17 protein-coding genes and 2 pseudogenes are annotated in these 15,593 nt (G+C 59.6%); 6 read left to right on the top strand and 13 right to left on the bottom strand.

The features are described from left to right. Positions 1 to 24: 24 nt before the first annotated feature. Positions 25 to 1,278 (top strand): CapA family protein, encoded by a 1,254-nt coding sequence (locus CK215_RS30005; RefSeq protein ID WP_095833088.1) that lies wholly within the window; start codon positions 25 to 27, stop codon positions 1,276 to 1,278. A 15-nt stretch (positions 1,279 to 1,293) separates the two neighbouring features. Here CK215_RS30005 and CK215_RS30010 read toward each other — a convergent pair whose 3' ends face one another. Further along, positions 1,294 to 1,797 (bottom strand): helix-turn-helix transcriptional regulator, encoded by a 504-nt coding sequence (locus CK215_RS30010; protein ID WP_141245592.1) that lies wholly within the window; start codon positions 1,795 to 1,797, stop codon positions 1,294 to 1,296. Positions 1,798 to 1,964: 167 nt separating this feature from the next. Between CK215_RS30010 and CK215_RS30015 the strand changes: the two genes are divergently transcribed. Beyond that, the gene (locus CK215_RS30015) at positions 1,965 to 2,201 is read left to right on the top strand and encodes a helix-turn-helix domain-containing protein (protein ID WP_095833090.1); all 237 of its coding nucleotides are present in this window, start codon (positions 1,965 to 1,967) and stop codon (positions 2,199 to 2,201) included. Here CK215_RS30015 and CK215_RS30020 read toward each other — a convergent pair. Beyond that, complete coding sequence (locus tag CK215_RS30020; RefSeq protein WP_095833091.1) at positions 2,192 to 2,749, bottom strand: hypothetical protein; 558 nt, start codon at positions 2,747 to 2,749, stop codon at positions 2,192 to 2,194. The genes CK215_RS30015 and CK215_RS30020 overlap by 10 nt on opposite strands. Before the next feature lie 96 nt (positions 2,750 to 2,845). Between CK215_RS30020 and CK215_RS30025 the strand changes: the two genes are divergently transcribed. Next, on the top strand, positions 2,846 to 3,082 hold the full coding sequence (locus CK215_RS30025; RefSeq protein ID WP_280953094.1) for a helix-turn-helix transcriptional regulator: 237 nt from the start codon (positions 2,846 to 2,848) through the stop codon (positions 3,080 to 3,082). Positions 3,083 to 3,255: 173 nt separating this feature from the next. Here CK215_RS30025 and CK215_RS30030 read toward each other — a convergent pair whose 3' ends face one another. The 3 genes from CK215_RS30030 to CK215_RS30040 are packed head-to-tail and all read right to left on the bottom strand — an operon-like array spanning position 3,256 to position 5,977. Then, positions 3,256 to 4,017 (bottom strand): AAA family ATPase, encoded by a 762-nt coding sequence (locus tag CK215_RS30030; RefSeq protein ID WP_141245593.1) that lies wholly within the window; start codon positions 4,015 to 4,017, stop codon positions 3,256 to 3,258. Continuing rightward, on the bottom strand, positions 4,014 to 4,370 hold the full coding sequence (locus tag CK215_RS30035) for a hypothetical protein (protein ID WP_095833093.1): 357 nt from the start codon (positions 4,368 to 4,370) through the stop codon (positions 4,014 to 4,016). The genes CK215_RS30030 and CK215_RS30035 overlap by 4 nt, the downstream gene beginning before the upstream one ends. Further along, complete coding sequence (locus tag CK215_RS30040) at positions 4,337 to 5,977, bottom strand: hypothetical protein (protein ID WP_095833094.1); 1,641 nt, start codon at positions 5,975 to 5,977, stop codon at positions 4,337 to 4,339. The genes CK215_RS30035 and CK215_RS30040 overlap by 34 nt, the downstream gene beginning before the upstream one ends. Before the next feature lie 267 nt (positions 5,978 to 6,244). Here CK215_RS30040 and CK215_RS30045 point away from each other — a divergent pair, with 267 nt between their 5' ends. Continuing rightward, on the top strand, positions 6,245 to 6,751 hold the full coding sequence (locus CK215_RS30045) for a helix-turn-helix domain-containing protein (RefSeq protein WP_095833095.1): 507 nt from the start codon (positions 6,245 to 6,247) through the stop codon (positions 6,749 to 6,751). 427 nt (positions 6,752 to 7,178) lie between these two features. On the opposite strand, the gene CK215_RS31560 is transcribed toward CK215_RS30045, so the two are convergent. The 6 genes and pseudogenes from CK215_RS31560 to CK215_RS31150 form a co-directional block, all read right to left on the bottom strand. Next, positions 7,179 to 7,349, bottom strand: coding sequence for a hypothetical protein (locus tag CK215_RS31560; protein ID WP_170950445.1), 171 nt, complete (start codon positions 7,347 to 7,349; stop codon positions 7,179 to 7,181). Positions 7,350 to 7,454: 105 nt separating this feature from the next. Then, positions 7,455 to 7,676 (bottom strand): hypothetical protein, encoded by a 222-nt coding sequence (locus tag CK215_RS30055; protein ID WP_095833097.1) that lies wholly within the window; start codon positions 7,674 to 7,676, stop codon positions 7,455 to 7,457. A 9-nt stretch (positions 7,677 to 7,685) separates the two neighbouring features. Next, complete coding sequence (locus CK215_RS30060; RefSeq protein ID WP_095833098.1) at positions 7,686 to 7,874, bottom strand: DUF768 domain-containing protein; 189 nt, start codon at positions 7,872 to 7,874, stop codon at positions 7,686 to 7,688. A 131-nt stretch (positions 7,875 to 8,005) separates the two neighbouring features. Then, positions 8,006 to 8,515, bottom strand: coding sequence for a DUF892 family protein (locus tag CK215_RS30065; RefSeq protein ID WP_095833099.1), 510 nt, complete (start codon positions 8,513 to 8,515; stop codon positions 8,006 to 8,008). Positions 8,516 to 9,290: 775 nt separating this feature from the next. Then, positions 9,291 to 9,861, bottom strand: a pseudogene (locus tag CK215_RS30070) (SOS response-associated peptidase family protein). A gap of 921 nt (positions 9,862 to 10,782) precedes the next feature. Then, a complete protein-coding gene (locus CK215_RS31150; RefSeq protein ID WP_127239591.1) occupies positions 10,783 to 11,034 on the bottom strand; it encodes a hypothetical protein in 252 nt (83 codons plus the stop codon). Positions 11,035 to 11,592: 558 nt separating this feature from the next. Here CK215_RS31150 and CK215_RS30080 point away from each other — a divergent pair. Next, the gene (locus tag CK215_RS30080; RefSeq protein WP_095833101.1) at positions 11,593 to 12,780 is read left to right on the top strand and encodes an NADH-quinone oxidoreductase subunit D; all 1,188 of its coding nucleotides are present in this window, start codon (positions 11,593 to 11,595) and stop codon (positions 12,778 to 12,780) included. Positions 12,781 to 12,946: 166 nt separating this feature from the next. Here CK215_RS30080 and CK215_RS30085 read toward each other — a convergent pair whose 3' ends face one another. After that, on the bottom strand, positions 12,947 to 13,699 hold the full coding sequence (locus CK215_RS30085; protein ID WP_095833102.1) for a Crp/Fnr family transcriptional regulator: 753 nt from the start codon (positions 13,697 to 13,699) through the stop codon (positions 12,947 to 12,949). Positions 13,700 to 14,182: 483 nt separating this feature from the next. Here CK215_RS30085 and CK215_RS30090 point away from each other — a divergent pair, with 483 nt between their 5' ends. Beyond that, complete coding sequence (locus CK215_RS30090) at positions 14,183 to 14,386, top strand: hypothetical protein (protein WP_245322467.1); 204 nt, start codon at positions 14,183 to 14,185, stop codon at positions 14,384 to 14,386. A gap of 87 nt (positions 14,387 to 14,473) precedes the next feature. Here CK215_RS30090 and CK215_RS30095 read toward each other — a convergent pair. Beyond that, a pseudogene (locus CK215_RS30095) lies at positions 14,474 to 15,285 on the bottom strand (MBL fold metallo-hydrolase); the annotation flags it as partial. Positions 15,286 to 15,593 lie beyond the last annotated feature (308 nt).

Below are 15,593 nucleotides of genomic sequence, written 5' to 3' on the forward strand. Positions count from 1 at the left end.
CTCCCCTCCTAAGGCAAGCTTTGTATGAAAGACCAGTTCTGCGCCGTCGTGACCGGCCAATCCCTGATCACGCGTGACGTCCGCGACATACAAGATGAGAGGTTCGCGGCGGTCATTGACTTCCTGCGCCAGGGCGATGTCGTGTTCACCAACTTCGAGTCGACGATCCTCGGCAGCCATGGCGGCTGGGCGACCAAGGGCAGATACTTCGGCTATTCCACGGCCGAGGTGTTGGACGCATTGCAGGCGTTAGGCTTCAACGCGCTTGCGCTTGCCAACAATCACGCCTTCGATCTCGGCGCCGGCGGCATCCTCTCGACGCTGGAGGAAGTGGGCCGCCGCGGCTTCGTTCATGCCGGCATCGGCACCGACCAGACAAACGCCCGCAAACCGGGACGCCAGCGGTTGGGCGGGCGAGAGGTCGCGCTTCTTGCGTTCGATGCCGGGCCTGGTCCCGCGAGCATGTATGCCGAAGACCGCACGGCTTTCCGCCCGGCGCGCCCAGGCGTGAACCGGCTCAAGACCGCTCGAAAGATCGGGGTGCCGGACGGGCATCTGCGCAGGCTGGCAAGGCTTGGGAAACATCTGCAGTGCTCGGGCTTCGAACTGACCAACTACGCGCAGCCGGAGGATCCATTGGAGGTGGCCGGCGACAAGGAGATCAATTTCTACGGCACCGTGTTCACGCAAGCCACCGAGTTCGGCCGACTGATCGAGGTCGACCCGCAGAGCGCAGATGCCCATTTGTCAGTCATCCGCCGAGCGGCAGCGCAGGGCGATTTCGTGATCGCGTACCTGCATCACCATCATTGGGAACCGAGCTGGCAGGACGTGCCGCGATGGGTACAAACCTTCGCCCGGACATGCATCGACGCTGGCGCCAGCCTGTTCGTCAGCCACGGCGCTCCGGTTCTTCAGGCGATGGAAATCTACAACGGCTCGCCGATTTTCTATGGCCTCGGAAACTTCCTCTTCCACGTGCACGCGGACGAGACGGAGTGGGATCCGCCGGAGGTTTGGCAAAGCATCGTCGCCTCCTGCCGCTATGATGCGGGCAAAAGCGTCACAGAAATAGATCTTCTGCCCGTCACGATCGGCACAGAGCCTCATTCTCCCGGATCAGCGACAGGGAGGCAGGTACCGGTCGCTGCCATGGGGGGCACCGCGCGGGAAATCCTTGAAGGATTCGCCAGGCGCTCGCGGGCATTCGGCGTCGAGATAGACATATTCTTGGCCCGCGGCCGCATCGAGGTGCCTGCCGTCAGAAAATTCGGCTGACAGGTAGAGCTCGCATCAGAATGCCCGACGATCGACTGGCGCAGCCTCGCCAGCCGCCTCGCCCTCGCCCTTCTTGTCGGCCAACGCCAATTCCTCCCCCAACATTGCGATCAGGGAAGAGACGCGGCCACGGACACGCTGGGGAAGATTCATCAGACCCTCGATCAGGCGCCTGCCTTCGGCGCTGGCGATGAACTCCAGGCGTTCATCGACCGGCAAGGGCTGCGCCTGATCGCGGCTCGAATCATTTCCCGGCAGGCCTTCGAAGAAGCGGCTGACGGGAACGCCGAGCGAGGTGGCGATCTCGTAGAGCATCGAGGCGCTGACGCGATTGCGCGCGTTCTCATATTTCTGGAGCTGCTGGAAACTGATGCCGATCGCGCGGGCGAGCTGGCCCTGGGAGACGTCCGACTGGACGCGAACCGTGGCAATCTGCCTGCCGACGTGCCGATCGACGGCATGAGGTTCGCCCTCGACCGCTGGCTTGCGCGCTGTCCGAAGCATATCGCGACGTTTCAACAATGCCTTCCGACGCTCCAAAGTCTTCCACCGACAGGAGTTTTGCCGCGAAACGCCAGGGTCTCGCTCTCGCCTATCAGCAGGCTCATCAGCCACTTAATATACCTTATGAGGCTTAAAATAACCCTATATGTGGCAAAGACCATGTGCCTGCCGATTGTGGATGCATGGTCAGTCCACGACAGATTCGGGCCGCGCGGGCCCTGCTTGGTTGGTCGCAGCAGGAGCTTGCCGACAAGGCGATCGTCTCGCTCAACGCGCTGGCCCGTTTGGAGAACGGCAAGGTCGATTCCCGCATCAGCACGATGCAGGCCATCGAAGCAGCTCTGATAAGGGCCGGCGTCGAGTTCTTGCCCGTCGGTCAAAAGGGTGAGGGCGTTCGCCTCCTCGATCCTCAGGCTTGAGTGCCTAGCCCCGTCTGCTCACCAATCCGAACGACATCCGCCAATACAGAACGGATCTGGGGCCATGGAAATTCAGGATCGTCCTCTGAAGGCTGTCCTTCCCTTAGGACGGCGTCGAGTTTGGCCGCCACTCCCGCGAGCGACGTGGCAGGGGTCCGGGACAGCACCTCGAGCAAATCCGCTGCTCGCTGCGCAGCATCGCGTTCAGCCCGCAACGTAGCCGAGTATCCAAGTTCGCGATCAGCGGTATCCCAGCGAGCCTTATGAGCCTCAAAATCAGCTTCCACGTTCTCGCCATCAGACGACTGAATTGTCGCGCAAGGAAGTCCGACAGCTTCGATCAGTTTCCGCTCCAACGCCTGCTGCTGACGGCAGAGCCGCTCGGTCCGCTCTTGCGCGTCCTGGCATCTGAGCCAAATCGCTACGGCGGGATCGGTGTACTGCTCTGTTTGGCAGGTCAAAGCACGACAGTTCGAGTTTGGCATTATAACAGGCGAGGTTGTGCCGGTGACGGGCAGCAAAGTCGTGGTATTGTCGGAATCAGTCATGATCCGAGTCCTGCCCGCTAGGTCAGCCAATTTGCCTTATATCAGCCATTAAAGCTGACCTCGGCCTAGAAGTCAAACGAAAAGTCTGAATTTTCGATGAGTCAAATTTCCGTTGAGCAATGCAGAGGCGCACGGGCAATGCTCGGCTGGAGCCAGGCTGAACTTGCTGACGCTGCAGGTGTTTCGCGTGCTACCGTGGTGGACTTCGAACGAGGATTGCGTGTCCCGCATCGCAACAATCTTATTGCAATCCGCGAAGCGTTCGAAGCCGCTGGTATAGAATTTATTCCAGAGAATGGTAGCGGCGCCGGCTTACGCTTGTTGCGTCGATGAGGACGCAGCCAGCGGCCGATGGAGGTCGGTCAGCACTTTCGACTCTAGGAACGGCAGCGAAGGCTTGTCGCGCCGCAGGCGTCTGGCGGCATCACTGACGAGAGGGACGAGCTGCCGCATTATCGCCAAGCAGTTCCAGTGTGGCGTTGAGAATTATCTGTCGCTGTCTGGAATTAAGCAGGGCTGCGGACGTCGTGTGCGCCGTCGTTTCGGCGCTCGTGCAGAAGTTTCCGGGCGTCGCTGCCGCACGACATGCCGCGAAGCGTGATCTCGATCCGGGGAAGACGAATGCGACCGTCGCCGCTGGTAGCGGCAGCGCAGTTCTGGAGAAGGTGGCAAAGTGCGCGAAGGGAGGTGTTCTCACCGTAGGTAGCGATCGCCTCGTAGGCGTCGGCTCCCTCAACGTTGTGTTCGGCGCCTATTCTCACGCAGTCCTCCCGCGTCGGCTGCCCGATCTCGAAACGCATGCCGATGCGGCTTTCGATCTGATCCATAGCGTGGGTATCACGCCTCGTCCCAGCTAACCGATGAGTGTTGCCTGCAAGCAGCAAAGCGAAACCGCAGTGCTCCTGAAGGTGCAGCAGCTCACGCAAAACAGTGGGTGTGAAGTTTTGATATTCGTCTACCAGCAACGGACGCGTCGGACCGTATCGGGAGCCCAGAAAATACATGCAATCCTTCGCAAGGTCGTATGTGTGCTTGCTGTCCTTCTGGACGCCGTAGGCGTCGTGCAGCATCAGGAACATCGGCCTGATAGCCTTGGTATGCTGCGCAACCTCACAGTAGGCAGCCCCGCTTTGGATTGCTATCCAGTTGAGCGCCACGGTCTTGCCGAGTCCGGCTTTTCCGACCGCAAGCACCGGATATCGCATCTTCACCGCCGTATCGAAGGCAGCCCGCACGGTGAGCGCAGCGCGGGTTTCGATAAACGTCATCCGAGGATCCTCTTCGCCAGGTCCAGCTGAGTGGCTATGCGCTCGTCCTGTTCGCGTCGACACTCGTCGGCGGGCAAAGGCCTCTTCGGCATCAGAATGCGTGCCGGCCGCTTCGCCGGATCGTAAGAGACGACGCCGACGGGCTCGTTGGGAATCGTGTCAGGCTGGGCTTCGCCGCGCGCGATCAGGCGTGCAGCCACATCGATATCAGGCGCTGACCGATCGAGCTTACGCACAGCCTGCCGATGCACCTTCGCGCGTTGGGCTGATGTTTTCGCGCCGCGTTTGTCGAGCGGATGGAACTCGATATCGGGAGAGGCTATGCCGACTCGTTCACCATGGCGGTCAAGCAATAGCAACTCGGCTGGCGTATGATAGGCCGGTACACGGACCCAAATCTTGTCGTACTGGTAAGCCTGCAATTCCGGGCATGTCCAATGGCGGCCACCGACCGATATCGCACCCTGAACAACCGACCGTTCTTCGAGGCACATGCCGCGCGCACTTCATCGCGGCTCATCGCAGTCGGCGCCCATCCCGCCTCGAGGTGTTTGCGGAACGTGGCTTCAGGGGAGAGGCCTTTGAGTGCGCTCTTCTTGCCCTGCGCAGTGTGATTATAGGTGCGCACGAAGCCTTCTATGGCTGGCACCACATCTTCGAACGCGCCGAATGGCGCGACCGTCCTGTCGATCGCCTCCCGCTTCTTGCTCATTCGGTTGCCGCCAATGTGGCCGGGCGCAGTGCTGAAATATCGCGTCTCCAAATCACCGAATAGACGCTCAATCGGCTTTGCGGACGCGTTGTAGGGCAAGGCGTTGATGACGCGGGTTGATCGGGACGGGCCATGGAAGCCCTGCACGGTAAGCTGCATGGCATCGTCCAGAAAAGCGGCGAAGCCGAATTCCGCGCCGTTGTCGACATACAGCGACTGCGGCATGCCCCAGGCTTCGATCATGGAAGCGAGGACTTCGATTACATCTCGATTTTGGACGCCGCCGCGTTTTTCGAAAAAGATCAACCCGATCCAGAGGCGCTGCGTGGCCCAGTCTAAGAATCCGATCAGCCTAGCAGTCGCGACCGTGCCGTCAGGACGAGTGAGGTGAATGTCCACAGGGTGCACATCGCCCACCACCAGCTCCATCGGCTGCATGCCGGCGACGGTGCGGCGGATGCGCGGCCTGCGATCGTCATAAGCCTTGTGGTCTCGCTTGAAACGGTGGACGTTCCGGAAGTGGAGTTCCGCCGAGACGAATTCGATTGGGACGGAACAAGCGCGCTCCAGCACGTTAGGATCACCCGGACGGCAGCCCCATGCTACCGTCGCGTCGATCAAGAACTTCTCGGCTTCTTGGAGGGTGTGGCCCCAAGACATGCCGCCTTTGAGCAGGCCGCGGATTTCTTGTTTTAGGTCCTCAACGATTTTCGTCTTGGTGGAGGCGTCGAACGGGACCAGCTTGTCCCACTTTCGGCTTATGAGGACACGCTTCTTGCCCTTGTCCGATCGACCATGCCGGCCGACTTTCATATCTTCGTCAAAGCGTGCGGCATGACGCTGTAGCGTCCGCAGGCAGTAGCTGACCGCCCTACCCTCCCAGTTCCGCGTTGGCTTGCCCGCCAGCTCGGCCAATACATCGGCGCGGCCAGTCGAGTTCGCCGGATACTGAAGCGCTGGCCCCAGGTAATCGAGCCACCATGCGCTCTCTTCCGTCCTGCCGGTGATCGACTTCGAATGCTTTACATCGTGGGTTCGAGACGCCTTTAGACGGTTCTGATATTCGAGCGGCAGAGACGTGGAATTCACTTGATATTGCTCCCCGCCGTTGCCACCGCGTCGGCCTTTGACCTTCCTTACTTCGAGCGCGTTTTTGCGCCAGCGACGCAGAACAAGCGCGCGGTGAGCGACTTGTCGCCGAATGCCGACCAGCGCAGCAAACTCAACCGTGTACAACCACTCACCCATAGCGATGGCCGCTGCTCACGCGGCAGAGCATCTCGTGGAGGGCCAGTGCGTTCGGCCCGTTGCGCTTTCCGGTCACCGCATAAACGGCTACCATTCGGCAAATGCCGTGATCCTGGTACCAGCTGCTTAGGGATAAGCCTTGCGTTACAAAACCCGCACGAACTTCTACGAGGAGATCGGAGGAACCTGTTTCCACGCTGTTTTGAAGCCGTGTTGCAATCACTATGCAATCGTGACTTCAAAACGAAACGTCGTCAACTCCCCCAGATGACAAACTCGATCGTTGATCTCTACATTCGCGAGTTAAAGCGGCACTTCAAGGTAGCGAGCGACGACGACCTCTCGCGCAAGGTCAACATAGGCAAGTCAACGCTAGCAAGCTGGCGACGTCGCGGGGCAATTCCTGAAGATTTTTGTAAAGATATGCTGGATGGTGAGCGTGTCGACTATTTAAAGATCGTCCGAGATCACCTCGCGGAGGCAACATCAATGTCAGCCGCCGGCGAGAAAATACTCTTAAGCGCTGCAATCTCGCTGGGACGTCAGCTCAATGACGCCTCCGCTAAGGACTGGGCCAGCTGGATCGCTGACAACCGCCTTCGAATATTCCGGGAAATCGTAAAGCTCGATGAGAAAGAGCGCATCGACGAATCGATCGATAACCAATACGTGGCGAGCCGTCTCGTCGGGTTAGCCATGCGCACCGCGGACGGGAATCTACTAACCGCAGCAGAACTGAAAAGAATCCGCCGAGAGGCGCGAACCTGTCGCTGATGGGTTACCAATGCGCCTAATGAGTTGCCTTGGGTTACCAATCGAGGCCGCAATAAGCTCAATGAATACAGAGCCTTAGCGCCAGTTCGAAATTAATAGTCGTTGGGGCACAATGGTAACCCTGTTAGACGCAGGGCATTGGTAACCTAATCGGCCGAAAGCTGTGGATTATGAGTCACTTAGCAGTCCGGCTGACGACAATAATTCTGGACGCCAACGACAGATAATTCTGGACGGCACAACATCACACCAGTCTGCCTTTTATGCGACTTTCGAAGCACAAAAGGCGAACATTGAAGGGGCGTTGCGTGTTTTTGACGTCAATAGGCCTGCCCATTCCGCAGTTCCGGTGATCATCAGCAATGGCATGAACGGGGCCGTAGAACGAACCCGCTGCGCGGGATAGGCGCGTGGGGTGAGGTAGAGATCACGAGCCAGACGTCGCGCTCGCATTGAGGGTGGTTCGGCAGCGGCAGAGCATCACTACCGACACGACTAGCTTGCGGTCCTGCTCGGCGACCACCGTTTCCTCGCCCGCAATGTCGTGTAGCGCCCTTAGCGCTTCCTTCCGCGCATCGCTGATGGTGGCCAGGTTCACCCAGGCGTCTCCAAGGCTCTCCCCATTCCAAACGACTTCGAACCGATAATGCGGCATACCCTATCGTGATCTGCGCCAGACCAGCCCGCATTCAAATTTGAGGGGTCAGGAGAAGTCCGGCGGTTCCATTTTTGGTGGCCGGCTACGTCCTTTGCGGGGATGGTCTTTCGGGCTGGTCTCGGGCGAATAGGTCAGCGTGATACGCTTGCCGCCGCACATCGTGCATTTCATCTTCAGCTGGAGATCCCACTCCGTGGCGGGAACGTCAGGGCCGAACCGATCGCGGAGCGCCGGCAGATCTCTTATGCCGATCGCAGTCTCGGGCATTTCTTGGTCTCAGTCGGCCAGACCGCCCCTCCGGTGTTGCATGGCTGTAAGGATCACCCTCAACAGGCTTCCGACATCCTCAATCATCTCCTCGGGCGAGATGCCTTCGCGCCCTGCAGCTTCCATGGCCGCGTCGGACAGATAGATGATTGCGAGCGGATCGTCGGTGGTCGCATTTGGCAGATGCTCGCCATCCATTTATCGAGGAAATTTTTCCCACGCGTGCTCATAGCAGCTTAGGTTCCTTCTCGAGCTCCCGGTCGGATGCCGATTGTGCTCGATGCTGGCGTTCGACTAGCTTTTCGCACCCTGACCGCCGTCCATCTGAGTCAGCGTTTCGCACTGTCGCGATCGGCTTCTGCCCGCGTTAGGAACTTTTCCGTAACTTGTGACAGGTTGCTCTTCAACCACTCAGCCATCACCTCCTCTTCCCGCAGATTCTGCTCGCAGACGCGGGCGATCTCGGCTTCGCCCTCGGCATTCGCGGCGGCGATGAGGATGGTGTAAGAAGCGATTTCCATGTGCTCGAAGGTGTAGCTCGCCAGGGACCCCTTCATGACCTCGTCGCCAGCAAATACGCCGCTGAGCGACTGCGCCGTCGCGGTCAGCTTGCCGCCTGCGTCCTTCAGCATGGAAGAGCCCTCGTCAAGGCCTTCCAGGCAAGTCTTCAAACGCCTGGCCTGTTCCCTGGTCTCTTCCAAGTGGATGCGGATTCTATCGCTGAGTTCGGGGTAGCTCTCGATCCGGCTCAATTGGCCGGATAGCATCGTTTCGGCTTGTTCTTCCATGGCGTGGGCATCCCTCAGCCATTGGATCAGCCATTCGCGCGACTCAGACATTGCTCGTCTCCGTAGTTTGGTCGAGCCGAACCTCTGCTGACGCGATTTGTTCCTTGAGACACGTTAGGCGCCTCATTGAGCTAGGACCCCTTTTTTTGGGCCCTTCCTCCTGCACCTCCCCGCAGGGAGATCTGAGATCATGGCCGGCACCAGCATAACGCCCTGAGGGCTTGCCAACCGGTAGTCACAGGCGGCGAGCCTCAGTACAATCACGATCCGAGCACCCACGTGGTGGATAGTGACGGTTCACTATATGACGGGCAGCGTAATTGAGGCACTCCCTCCGCCCGTAACCTATGGACGCGGGCACATGACACGCGTCCGCCAAAAATGATGGCGGCTGAAGTTTTCAAGTTCCGCGACAGTATGCATCGGCCGCCGGATTCCGCCAGTTCGGAAGAAGGCCGGCCGCGCCAAGTTGGAAAGTCCTGTTGGAGCGAGTGCTGCATGCAGAGCTACATGGTTGAAGTAATGTCCGGTCACGTGGTCACATCCCACTAAGTTGCGGTTGCAGAAACACCGTCGAAAGCAGCTATTGCGGTCACGGGTCGGGCGGTTCATGATTGGCGCCAGGAATGTGCTGTGGATCCGCGTGACAACCAAGCCGACTGGACAGTCTACAAATTCGCTCAAGTGAGCCCGAGCTGGGAAGGACCAGCTCGCAACCTCGACGTTGTCGGATTGATGACACTGGCCGACGATGCCGCATGCTGGAAATGTTCGTGCTTGGGGGAGTCATGCCATGATGCATGACCAGCCGGGCTGTTCAGCCTCTTCACTCTCGAACCGTCTCAACTGACAAAGACCCGGCTGGAAGCGGTCGCAACAGATCGCCCTCCGATTCCGTCAGGTTGAGCCAGGCGGACCAGTTCTCCGGCTCAAGGACCACGACCTGACGGGCGCAATGTCGGGACTGGGATCCGTCGTCAGCATGGTGAAGGTGGGCGGCTTGTTGCCGGCCGCTTCGCGCCAGAGCCCCGCGATCGCCATGAACGGGGCGCCGTCGACGTGAACCGGTGCTTCGCCTTCGGGTACTTCGTTCCGGTGAACTCGAAGAAGGCCGATACCGGCACAAGACAGCGCCTGCTGTTTGCGAACTGTCGCCCCTCCGACCGAAAATTGAACACCGGCCCGCCCTTTGGACCGGAGGGCGGGAAGCCGAATGTCATCGAGGCTAGCTCGATTGCATCGCCGGCAGCGCGCATTACCGGAGCCGGGTCGTTGATGCGGATGTCAGCTTGCGGCAGGTCAAGTTCACTCTGATGGCTGGAGATCTGCAAGGCGAGCGACTCCATGATGCGGCAGTATTCGGCCCAAGCGATATGCTGCTCGTAGTCGTTGCACATGGGTTTGAGCCTTAGCGTTGTCGCGCGTCTATCTTTCTCGCCAGAAGACGCGCCTCTCGAAGTCGAGAGTTCGCGTCGTTGCCGATCAGGTCGATGAGCTCGCGCGCCTGGGCCTCGGTGATACCGGTTTCGCGCATGAGAAACCGCACTCGAAAATCCCTTCACCGCCTGAATGCGTTCGTCGCGCTCTTTCTTGCTCTCGGCCATGGAGGGTCCCTCTGGCCGTGAATCCGGATCCGGGCGAAAGGTTCCATACGGCGGCTAGCTATCGCGGAGACGCCTCAGGTGTTCGGTGTGTTGGCGTTGGGCCGCCTCAAACTCCCGCAACAGGTGTTCGGCTTCACCTATGGGTTGGCCACGCACTTCCATTCTGGCGATCAACGCCCGCTGGCGCGCTACGCGTTCCGTGCGCTACCGAACGTGGCGCTGCGCCATTTCCAACGGGGTTTCGCGGCGGGATTGCAGGCGGATCATAGCAGGATTCAGCCGTCCCGTTTGCTGGTTCTCCTTGCCAACCCCGGACGGCAAGAGCCCGCTCGCCTGGGAGGCCGAACGGGCTCCGGGGAATGCAGCACAGATCCCCAAACGGCGCCTCGCCTGGCAACGCGCGCCGCGAGACCGAACCCGCTATCCTAGAGAAGGCTTGAGAACCTATTCGCCGCGTCTAAGTTGCGGGCGTATCGCGATCGGCTTGAGCTAGGCGAAGCAAACACGCTGTACGCGGTGCCGCTGGTTCGCTTGCAGTCCCTGGCAATGGCACAAACCGACGTACAAGGGCTCGCCGGTGACAACGTCACTCACGGCACCGCAAAGGCATCCGCCGCTTCGCGCTACCAAGTCTGCGTTATCAGTCATGGCCGTCGTCCGTTTTTATTCGGCCGGCAAAGGCAAAGCCGGACAAGTCCGTTCAGAGGCCTAATTCTATCGGGCGATGTCCGCAACAAGACCCAACTCCAACGCTCTTTCGGCCATCAGGTAGCAGTTGTTTAAGGCGTGATCACGAAGCTGCTCCAGAGATATCTTCGAACCCTCCACAAGATCCTCAAAGCCTTCGTTTTCGAGCCGCTCAGCAGTCTGCAGCAAGGCAAGTTGTTCCCGGACGATCTGGAGGCAACTGCGGATTGGCCCATTCAGGACCAGTTCCTTTTCGAGCCGACGTTCGTGGACCAGCAAGACTGCCCGCGGACATAAAAACCGGGAACTCTTCGGGAAAGCTGCGAGGACGGTGATCCCGGCAGAATAGACCGTGTTCTTGCCAAGGACGAAGCCGTTGCGGCCAGAGTGTTTCAGGAACAGCTTGATCTCTAGGGCAATTCGTCGGGCGCCATCTGCGTCGCCGTCAGGCGTATCAATTTCAACGTACAGATCATTCCCGCCGTCACGAACCGCTTTCAGGCATTCGAAACGACGGTCTGGTCTATCAGGCCATGGACTCGTAGGTTTGGTTCGAACAGCAGCCGACTAAGGTCGGGAGCGGCACGCGACGTGCCGGCTTCTTCGCTGATGTGGGACGCTCTGTCCATGGGCAGTCCTTGTTTGCGTGCAGCCGGAACCAAGTGACAGCCTATTTGTTCCCGCTCGCCCCCGCGTCTATAGCCGGCACACAACCAATTGCAGGAGGAACGCGTGCACAATGCAATGCAGTCGGAATTTGCTTCGTGACGCAATGCGTGGGTGGAACATCCGGTTCGCCTCCCAGTTGGGTGCGTTCCCGCGCTGAGGAACGGCCGCTTGGCAGAGAATTCCGTCCGAAGCTTCAATATCAATTTCGGCCCTCAGCACCCGGCCGCTCACGGTGTGCTGCGGCTAGTGCTGGAGCTCGACGGCGAAGTAGTCGACCGGGTTGATCCGCATATCGGACTGCTTCATCGTGGCACCGAAAAGCTGATTGAGACGAAGACCTACCTGCAGGCCCTGCCGTATTTCGACCGGCTCGACTACGTGGCGCCGATGAACCAGGAACATGCCTGGTGTCTGGCGATCGAGAAGCTCACGGGTTTGACGGTGCCGAGGCGTGGGCAACTGATCCGGGTCCTGTATAGCGAAATTTCGCGCATCCTTTCGCATCTGCTCAACGTCACCACCCAAGCCATGGATGTCGGGGCGCTTACGCCGCCGCTCTGGGGCTTCATCGAGCGCGAGAAGCTGATGGTCTTCTATGAGCGCGCAAGCGGCTCACGGATGCATGCAGCTTTTTTCCGACCAGGCGGCGTACACCAGGATCTGCCCGACGAGCTTATCTCGGATATCGGCAAGTGGATCGATCCGTTTCTGAAATCAGTGGATGACCTAGACAGGCTGCTGACGGACAATCGGATCTTCAAGCTCCGCAACGTGGATATCGGGCAGATTTCGGAATCGGATGCTTGGGGTTGGGGGTTCTCCGGGGTAATGGTGCGTGGCTCCGGTGCTGCTTGGGACCTGCGCAAGGCCCAGCCCTACGAGTGCTATTCCGAAATGGATTTCGATATTCCGATTGGTAAGAACGGCGACTGCTACGATCGATACCTCGTGCGCATGGAGGAGATGCGTCAGTCAGCGAGGATAATGCGCCAGTGCGTGGATCTGCTGGCTAAAGAAGGGCCGGGTCCGGTTTCCAACGCGGACGGTAAGATCGTGCCGCCGAAACGTGCGGCCATGAAGCGGTCGATGGAGGCGCTGATACACCATTTCAAGCTCTACACCGAGGGATTTCGGGTCCCGACCGGAGAAGTGTATGCTGCGGTGGAAGCTCCGAAAGGAGAGTTCGGCGTCTACCTGGTATCTGACGGGACTAACAAACCTTACCGGTGCAAGCTGAGAGCCCCGAGCTTCGCGCATCTTCAGGCTATGGATCTGCTTTGCCGCGGCCATATGCTGGCTGACGTTACCGCCATCCTGGGCTCTCTGGACGTAGTGCTGGGGGACGTGGATCGTTAGCCACCAAGGTCGGCCCGTCAAGTTGCCCGCGCTCTCACGGGGAAACCAGGTAGACTACCGAATCCATAAGCCCCCCGCGGGGCAGCTCTCCGTCGCAAAACTTCGAACAACGAGATCACCCTGCTCTCGAGATGCTCTGCACCTCGGTCAATCCCCTCGCGGGGGCTCATAGCGGCGTCACGTTCTTTTCGTGCAGGTAGGTGGTGTAAAAGTCCCCTGCACGCACGAGTTCATTCCAGTCGACAACTTTGAGCCTTGAGCCCGAGGTGGATATCAGGCCATCGCGGCGAAGTTCCTGAAGCACTCGGTTGACGTGAACGGTGGATAGACCCAGTGCGTCGCCAAGCACGGCCTGGCTGACCGGAAATTCCGCCACGTGGTCCTGAATTTGGCCGACTGCATGGAGACGGACGATGAGCTCACACAGGAGGTGAGCCATGCGAACATACGCGTCCCGCCTCCCGACATTGGTGACCCACTCTCTGTATATCGCTGCATCTATCAGCGTTGAGCGCCAGAACACGTTGGCGATGGACGGGTGTTTGGTGCAGATGGCACGCAGTGCATCGTGGCGCATGAACCCCACTCGGGCCGGCGTTAGTGGCGCGAAGGTACAATCCATAACCGAAAGATGAATTCCGTGGAGATCCGGGAGGTCTCCCGGAACAAAGATCGATATGATCTGCCGCTTCCCCTCGCCGGTGAACTTCGCAGATGACACCAGGCCGTCCAGAACAGCGAAGGAATGAGAGGGTTGGTCGCCCTCGCGCACGATATCTTCTCCTGCCCGGTAGTCGCGCTCCTGAACCGCGATATTTCTCAAAATGGCAATATCGGCTGAGGCAAGATCAGAGATGATCTGGAGCTTGCGGATAATCAGGTCAGAGCAAGAAGCTGGCAACACTGAGCTGATCGACATAAGCCCGAACCTCTATTAGGCCCCAATGTTCCCGTGCGTGAGCATGGCTCTTTGTTCCCCAAGTTTATTGCGCCTCAAGACCCTGGGCCGCCGATGGAGTCTGGTCCGTTGACGCCTTTGTGTCGGCTTCCCAGCCCGAAAAGACGACCGCCGAACGGGCCGGGGGTGTGGGTCGATGGTCGTCGGATCGCGAGGGACGATAGAGTCAGCAAACTGCGTTGCGATAGGCCCTTACACATGTGTCAATGGTTCGGGCTCCGACGAAAATAGTGCATGTTCTGTGGCCCCCAACGTGGCCCAACGCCATGGCCGAGTCCGACCGCTTGGAATGATTTTTGCTGATGACAAAGGAACACCTTTTAGGACCGCAGGTTCGGAGCGCGGCGGCACAGCTAGGCTCCCCTCTGCTTCCAAAGTGCCGTCGTGTCGAAGGCCCGCCTGCAGGCGCGGTCGGGCGGGCCCGCTTGGGAGGAGGAGAAAGCCATGGCTTCGGCAAGACTGGCGAAAGGCGCGTTCACACCCGTCGATGTTGAATTTCTTTGCCAGATTCTCGAGCGCGGCTCGGTGGCAAAGGAAACTGCCGCGGAGCGAGAGCGCCGCGCTTTGCGGATCATTGCCAGCTACATGGCCGGCGTCACCGATGAGCGGCAGTTGATTGAGCTGTCTCACAAGCCGTTAGGACGGTAGCGGCACCACCTGGCGACGCATCCTTTCAGCCGACAACGCGAATACTCGAAGGACAGTGCTGTACAACAATCGTTGCCCGCTGGTTTTCTACCGTTCGCGATAAACCCTACCATTTTTCGCGGTTGCGGGCTCGCGCAGGTATTTTGAGCCGGGGATCACGGCAAAGTCTTTGAACCGCGCTGAAAGCTGGTCGAGGACATGGCGCATTCCTGCTCCGGCTGCGGCCGCCCCGTGACCGGTGATGACAATCTCTGGCTTGAGAGCAGACAGCCGTCCAACTGAGTTCTCCGCCGCATCCCAGTCCGGGGTGAAGTACCGTGGCGGGCCGTGCATCTCGAGCTGCTGCGTCGCTACCTCATAGGCGGACCCCTGCCCGGTTGTGATGAACGCATCACCTACGATCAGTGAGCGGTCCGTCTCGCGCCAAAGGGAAATATGTCCCGGCGCGTGCCCTGGAGTGTGGAGCCACTGCCAATCTGGCATCCCCGGAACCGAGCCATCGTAGGGAGCGCGTTCAAACGGTCCCCGAGATCGACCGGCCGCATGGGAAAAGCGGTGAGAGCAACGCCATCAGACCTCCGCCCGCCCACGGGTCAGGCGGGGGGTAAGACGCTGTTCCGTTCAGATAGGGATGTTCGAGCGTGTGCGCATAGACCGGAGCCCCCACATCCGCGACAGTTCAACGACCGTTCCCACGTGGTCGAAGTGACCAGGCGTCAGGAGGATTGCCGCCGGTCAGGCGTTTTTGCCAAAACGCGCCTCCGCGACCGCGACAATGGCGCCTCGAGAGGTTGGCAGACCGGTATCAATCAGCACCCAACTGGAGTCGCGGGGCCGGGCACACCAAAGAACACCGCATTCACGATCGAAAGGCGAAGGTAGGCAAGATCGGGCGCGATACTCCAGGGCCGCGGTCCTCACGTCTGGCGCGATCGATCTTGGAGAGGGGTATTTGAATTGTCATTAGGCCGCGTTGCCTTGTCACTTTGTCTCAGAGTCGTCGCGCCCCGACGGCGCAGGGAACCGCCGTGTTCGGTCGCGACAGCTAGTTTCCCTTTGCGCACGCGAATACTGTCTTGAGGGCGCCCAAAACCCATGCAGAGACTACCTGGTTTTGCGAGTAGCGGCCGCTGCCCGCGCCGGCGCCTCCTGGATGTTGGCGGCGCCGCCCATGTCACCATTCTTGGTGCGGCCCGCCCCCGGCCCT

It is taken from the genome of Mesorhizobium sp. WSM3864 (assembly GCF_002294955.1).
Taxonomy (GTDB): domain Bacteria; phylum Pseudomonadota; class Alphaproteobacteria; order Rhizobiales; family Rhizobiaceae; genus Mesorhizobium.

Excerpts from the sequence above, each read along its gene's own strand:
- CK215_RS30005 (WP_095833088.1), top strand. The coding sequence starts at position 25 with ATGAAAGACCAGTTCTGCGCCGTCGTGACCGGCCAATCCCTGATCACG.
- CK215_RS30015 (WP_095833090.1), top strand. The coding sequence starts at position 1,965 with ATGGTCAGTCCACGACAGATTCGGGCCGCGCGGGCCCTGCTTGGTTGG.
- CK215_RS30020 (WP_095833091.1), bottom strand. The coding sequence starts at position 2,749 with ATGACTGATTCCGACAATACCACGACTTTGCTGCCCGTCACCGGCACA.
- CK215_RS30025 (WP_280953094.1), top strand. The coding sequence starts at position 2,846 with ATGAGTCAAATTTCCGTTGAGCAATGCAGAGGCGCACGGGCAATGCTC.
- CK215_RS30030 (WP_141245593.1), bottom strand. The coding sequence starts at position 4,017 with ATGACGTTTATCGAAACCCGCGCTGCGCTCACCGTGCGGGCTGCCTTC.
- CK215_RS30040 (WP_095833094.1), bottom strand. The coding sequence starts at position 5,977 with ATGGGTGAGTGGTTGTACACGGTTGAGTTTGCTGCGCTGGTCGGCATT.
- CK215_RS30045 (WP_095833095.1), top strand. The coding sequence starts at position 6,245 with ATGACAAACTCGATCGTTGATCTCTACATTCGCGAGTTAAAGCGGCAC.
- CK215_RS30055 (WP_095833097.1), bottom strand. The coding sequence starts at position 7,676 with ATGCCCGAGACTGCGATCGGCATAAGAGATCTGCCGGCGCTCCGCGAT.
- CK215_RS30060 (WP_095833098.1), bottom strand. The coding sequence starts at position 7,874 with ATGGATGGCGAGCATCTGCCAAATGCGACCACCGACGATCCGCTCGCA.
- CK215_RS30065 (WP_095833099.1), bottom strand. The coding sequence starts at position 8,515 with ATGTCTGAGTCGCGCGAATGGCTGATCCAATGGCTGAGGGATGCCCAC.
- CK215_RS30085 (WP_095833102.1), bottom strand. The coding sequence starts at position 13,699 with ATGTCGATCAGCTCAGTGTTGCCAGCTTCTTGCTCTGACCTGATTATC.
- CK215_RS30090 (WP_245322467.1), top strand. The coding sequence starts at position 14,183 with ATGGCTTCGGCAAGACTGGCGAAAGGCGCGTTCACACCCGTCGATGTT.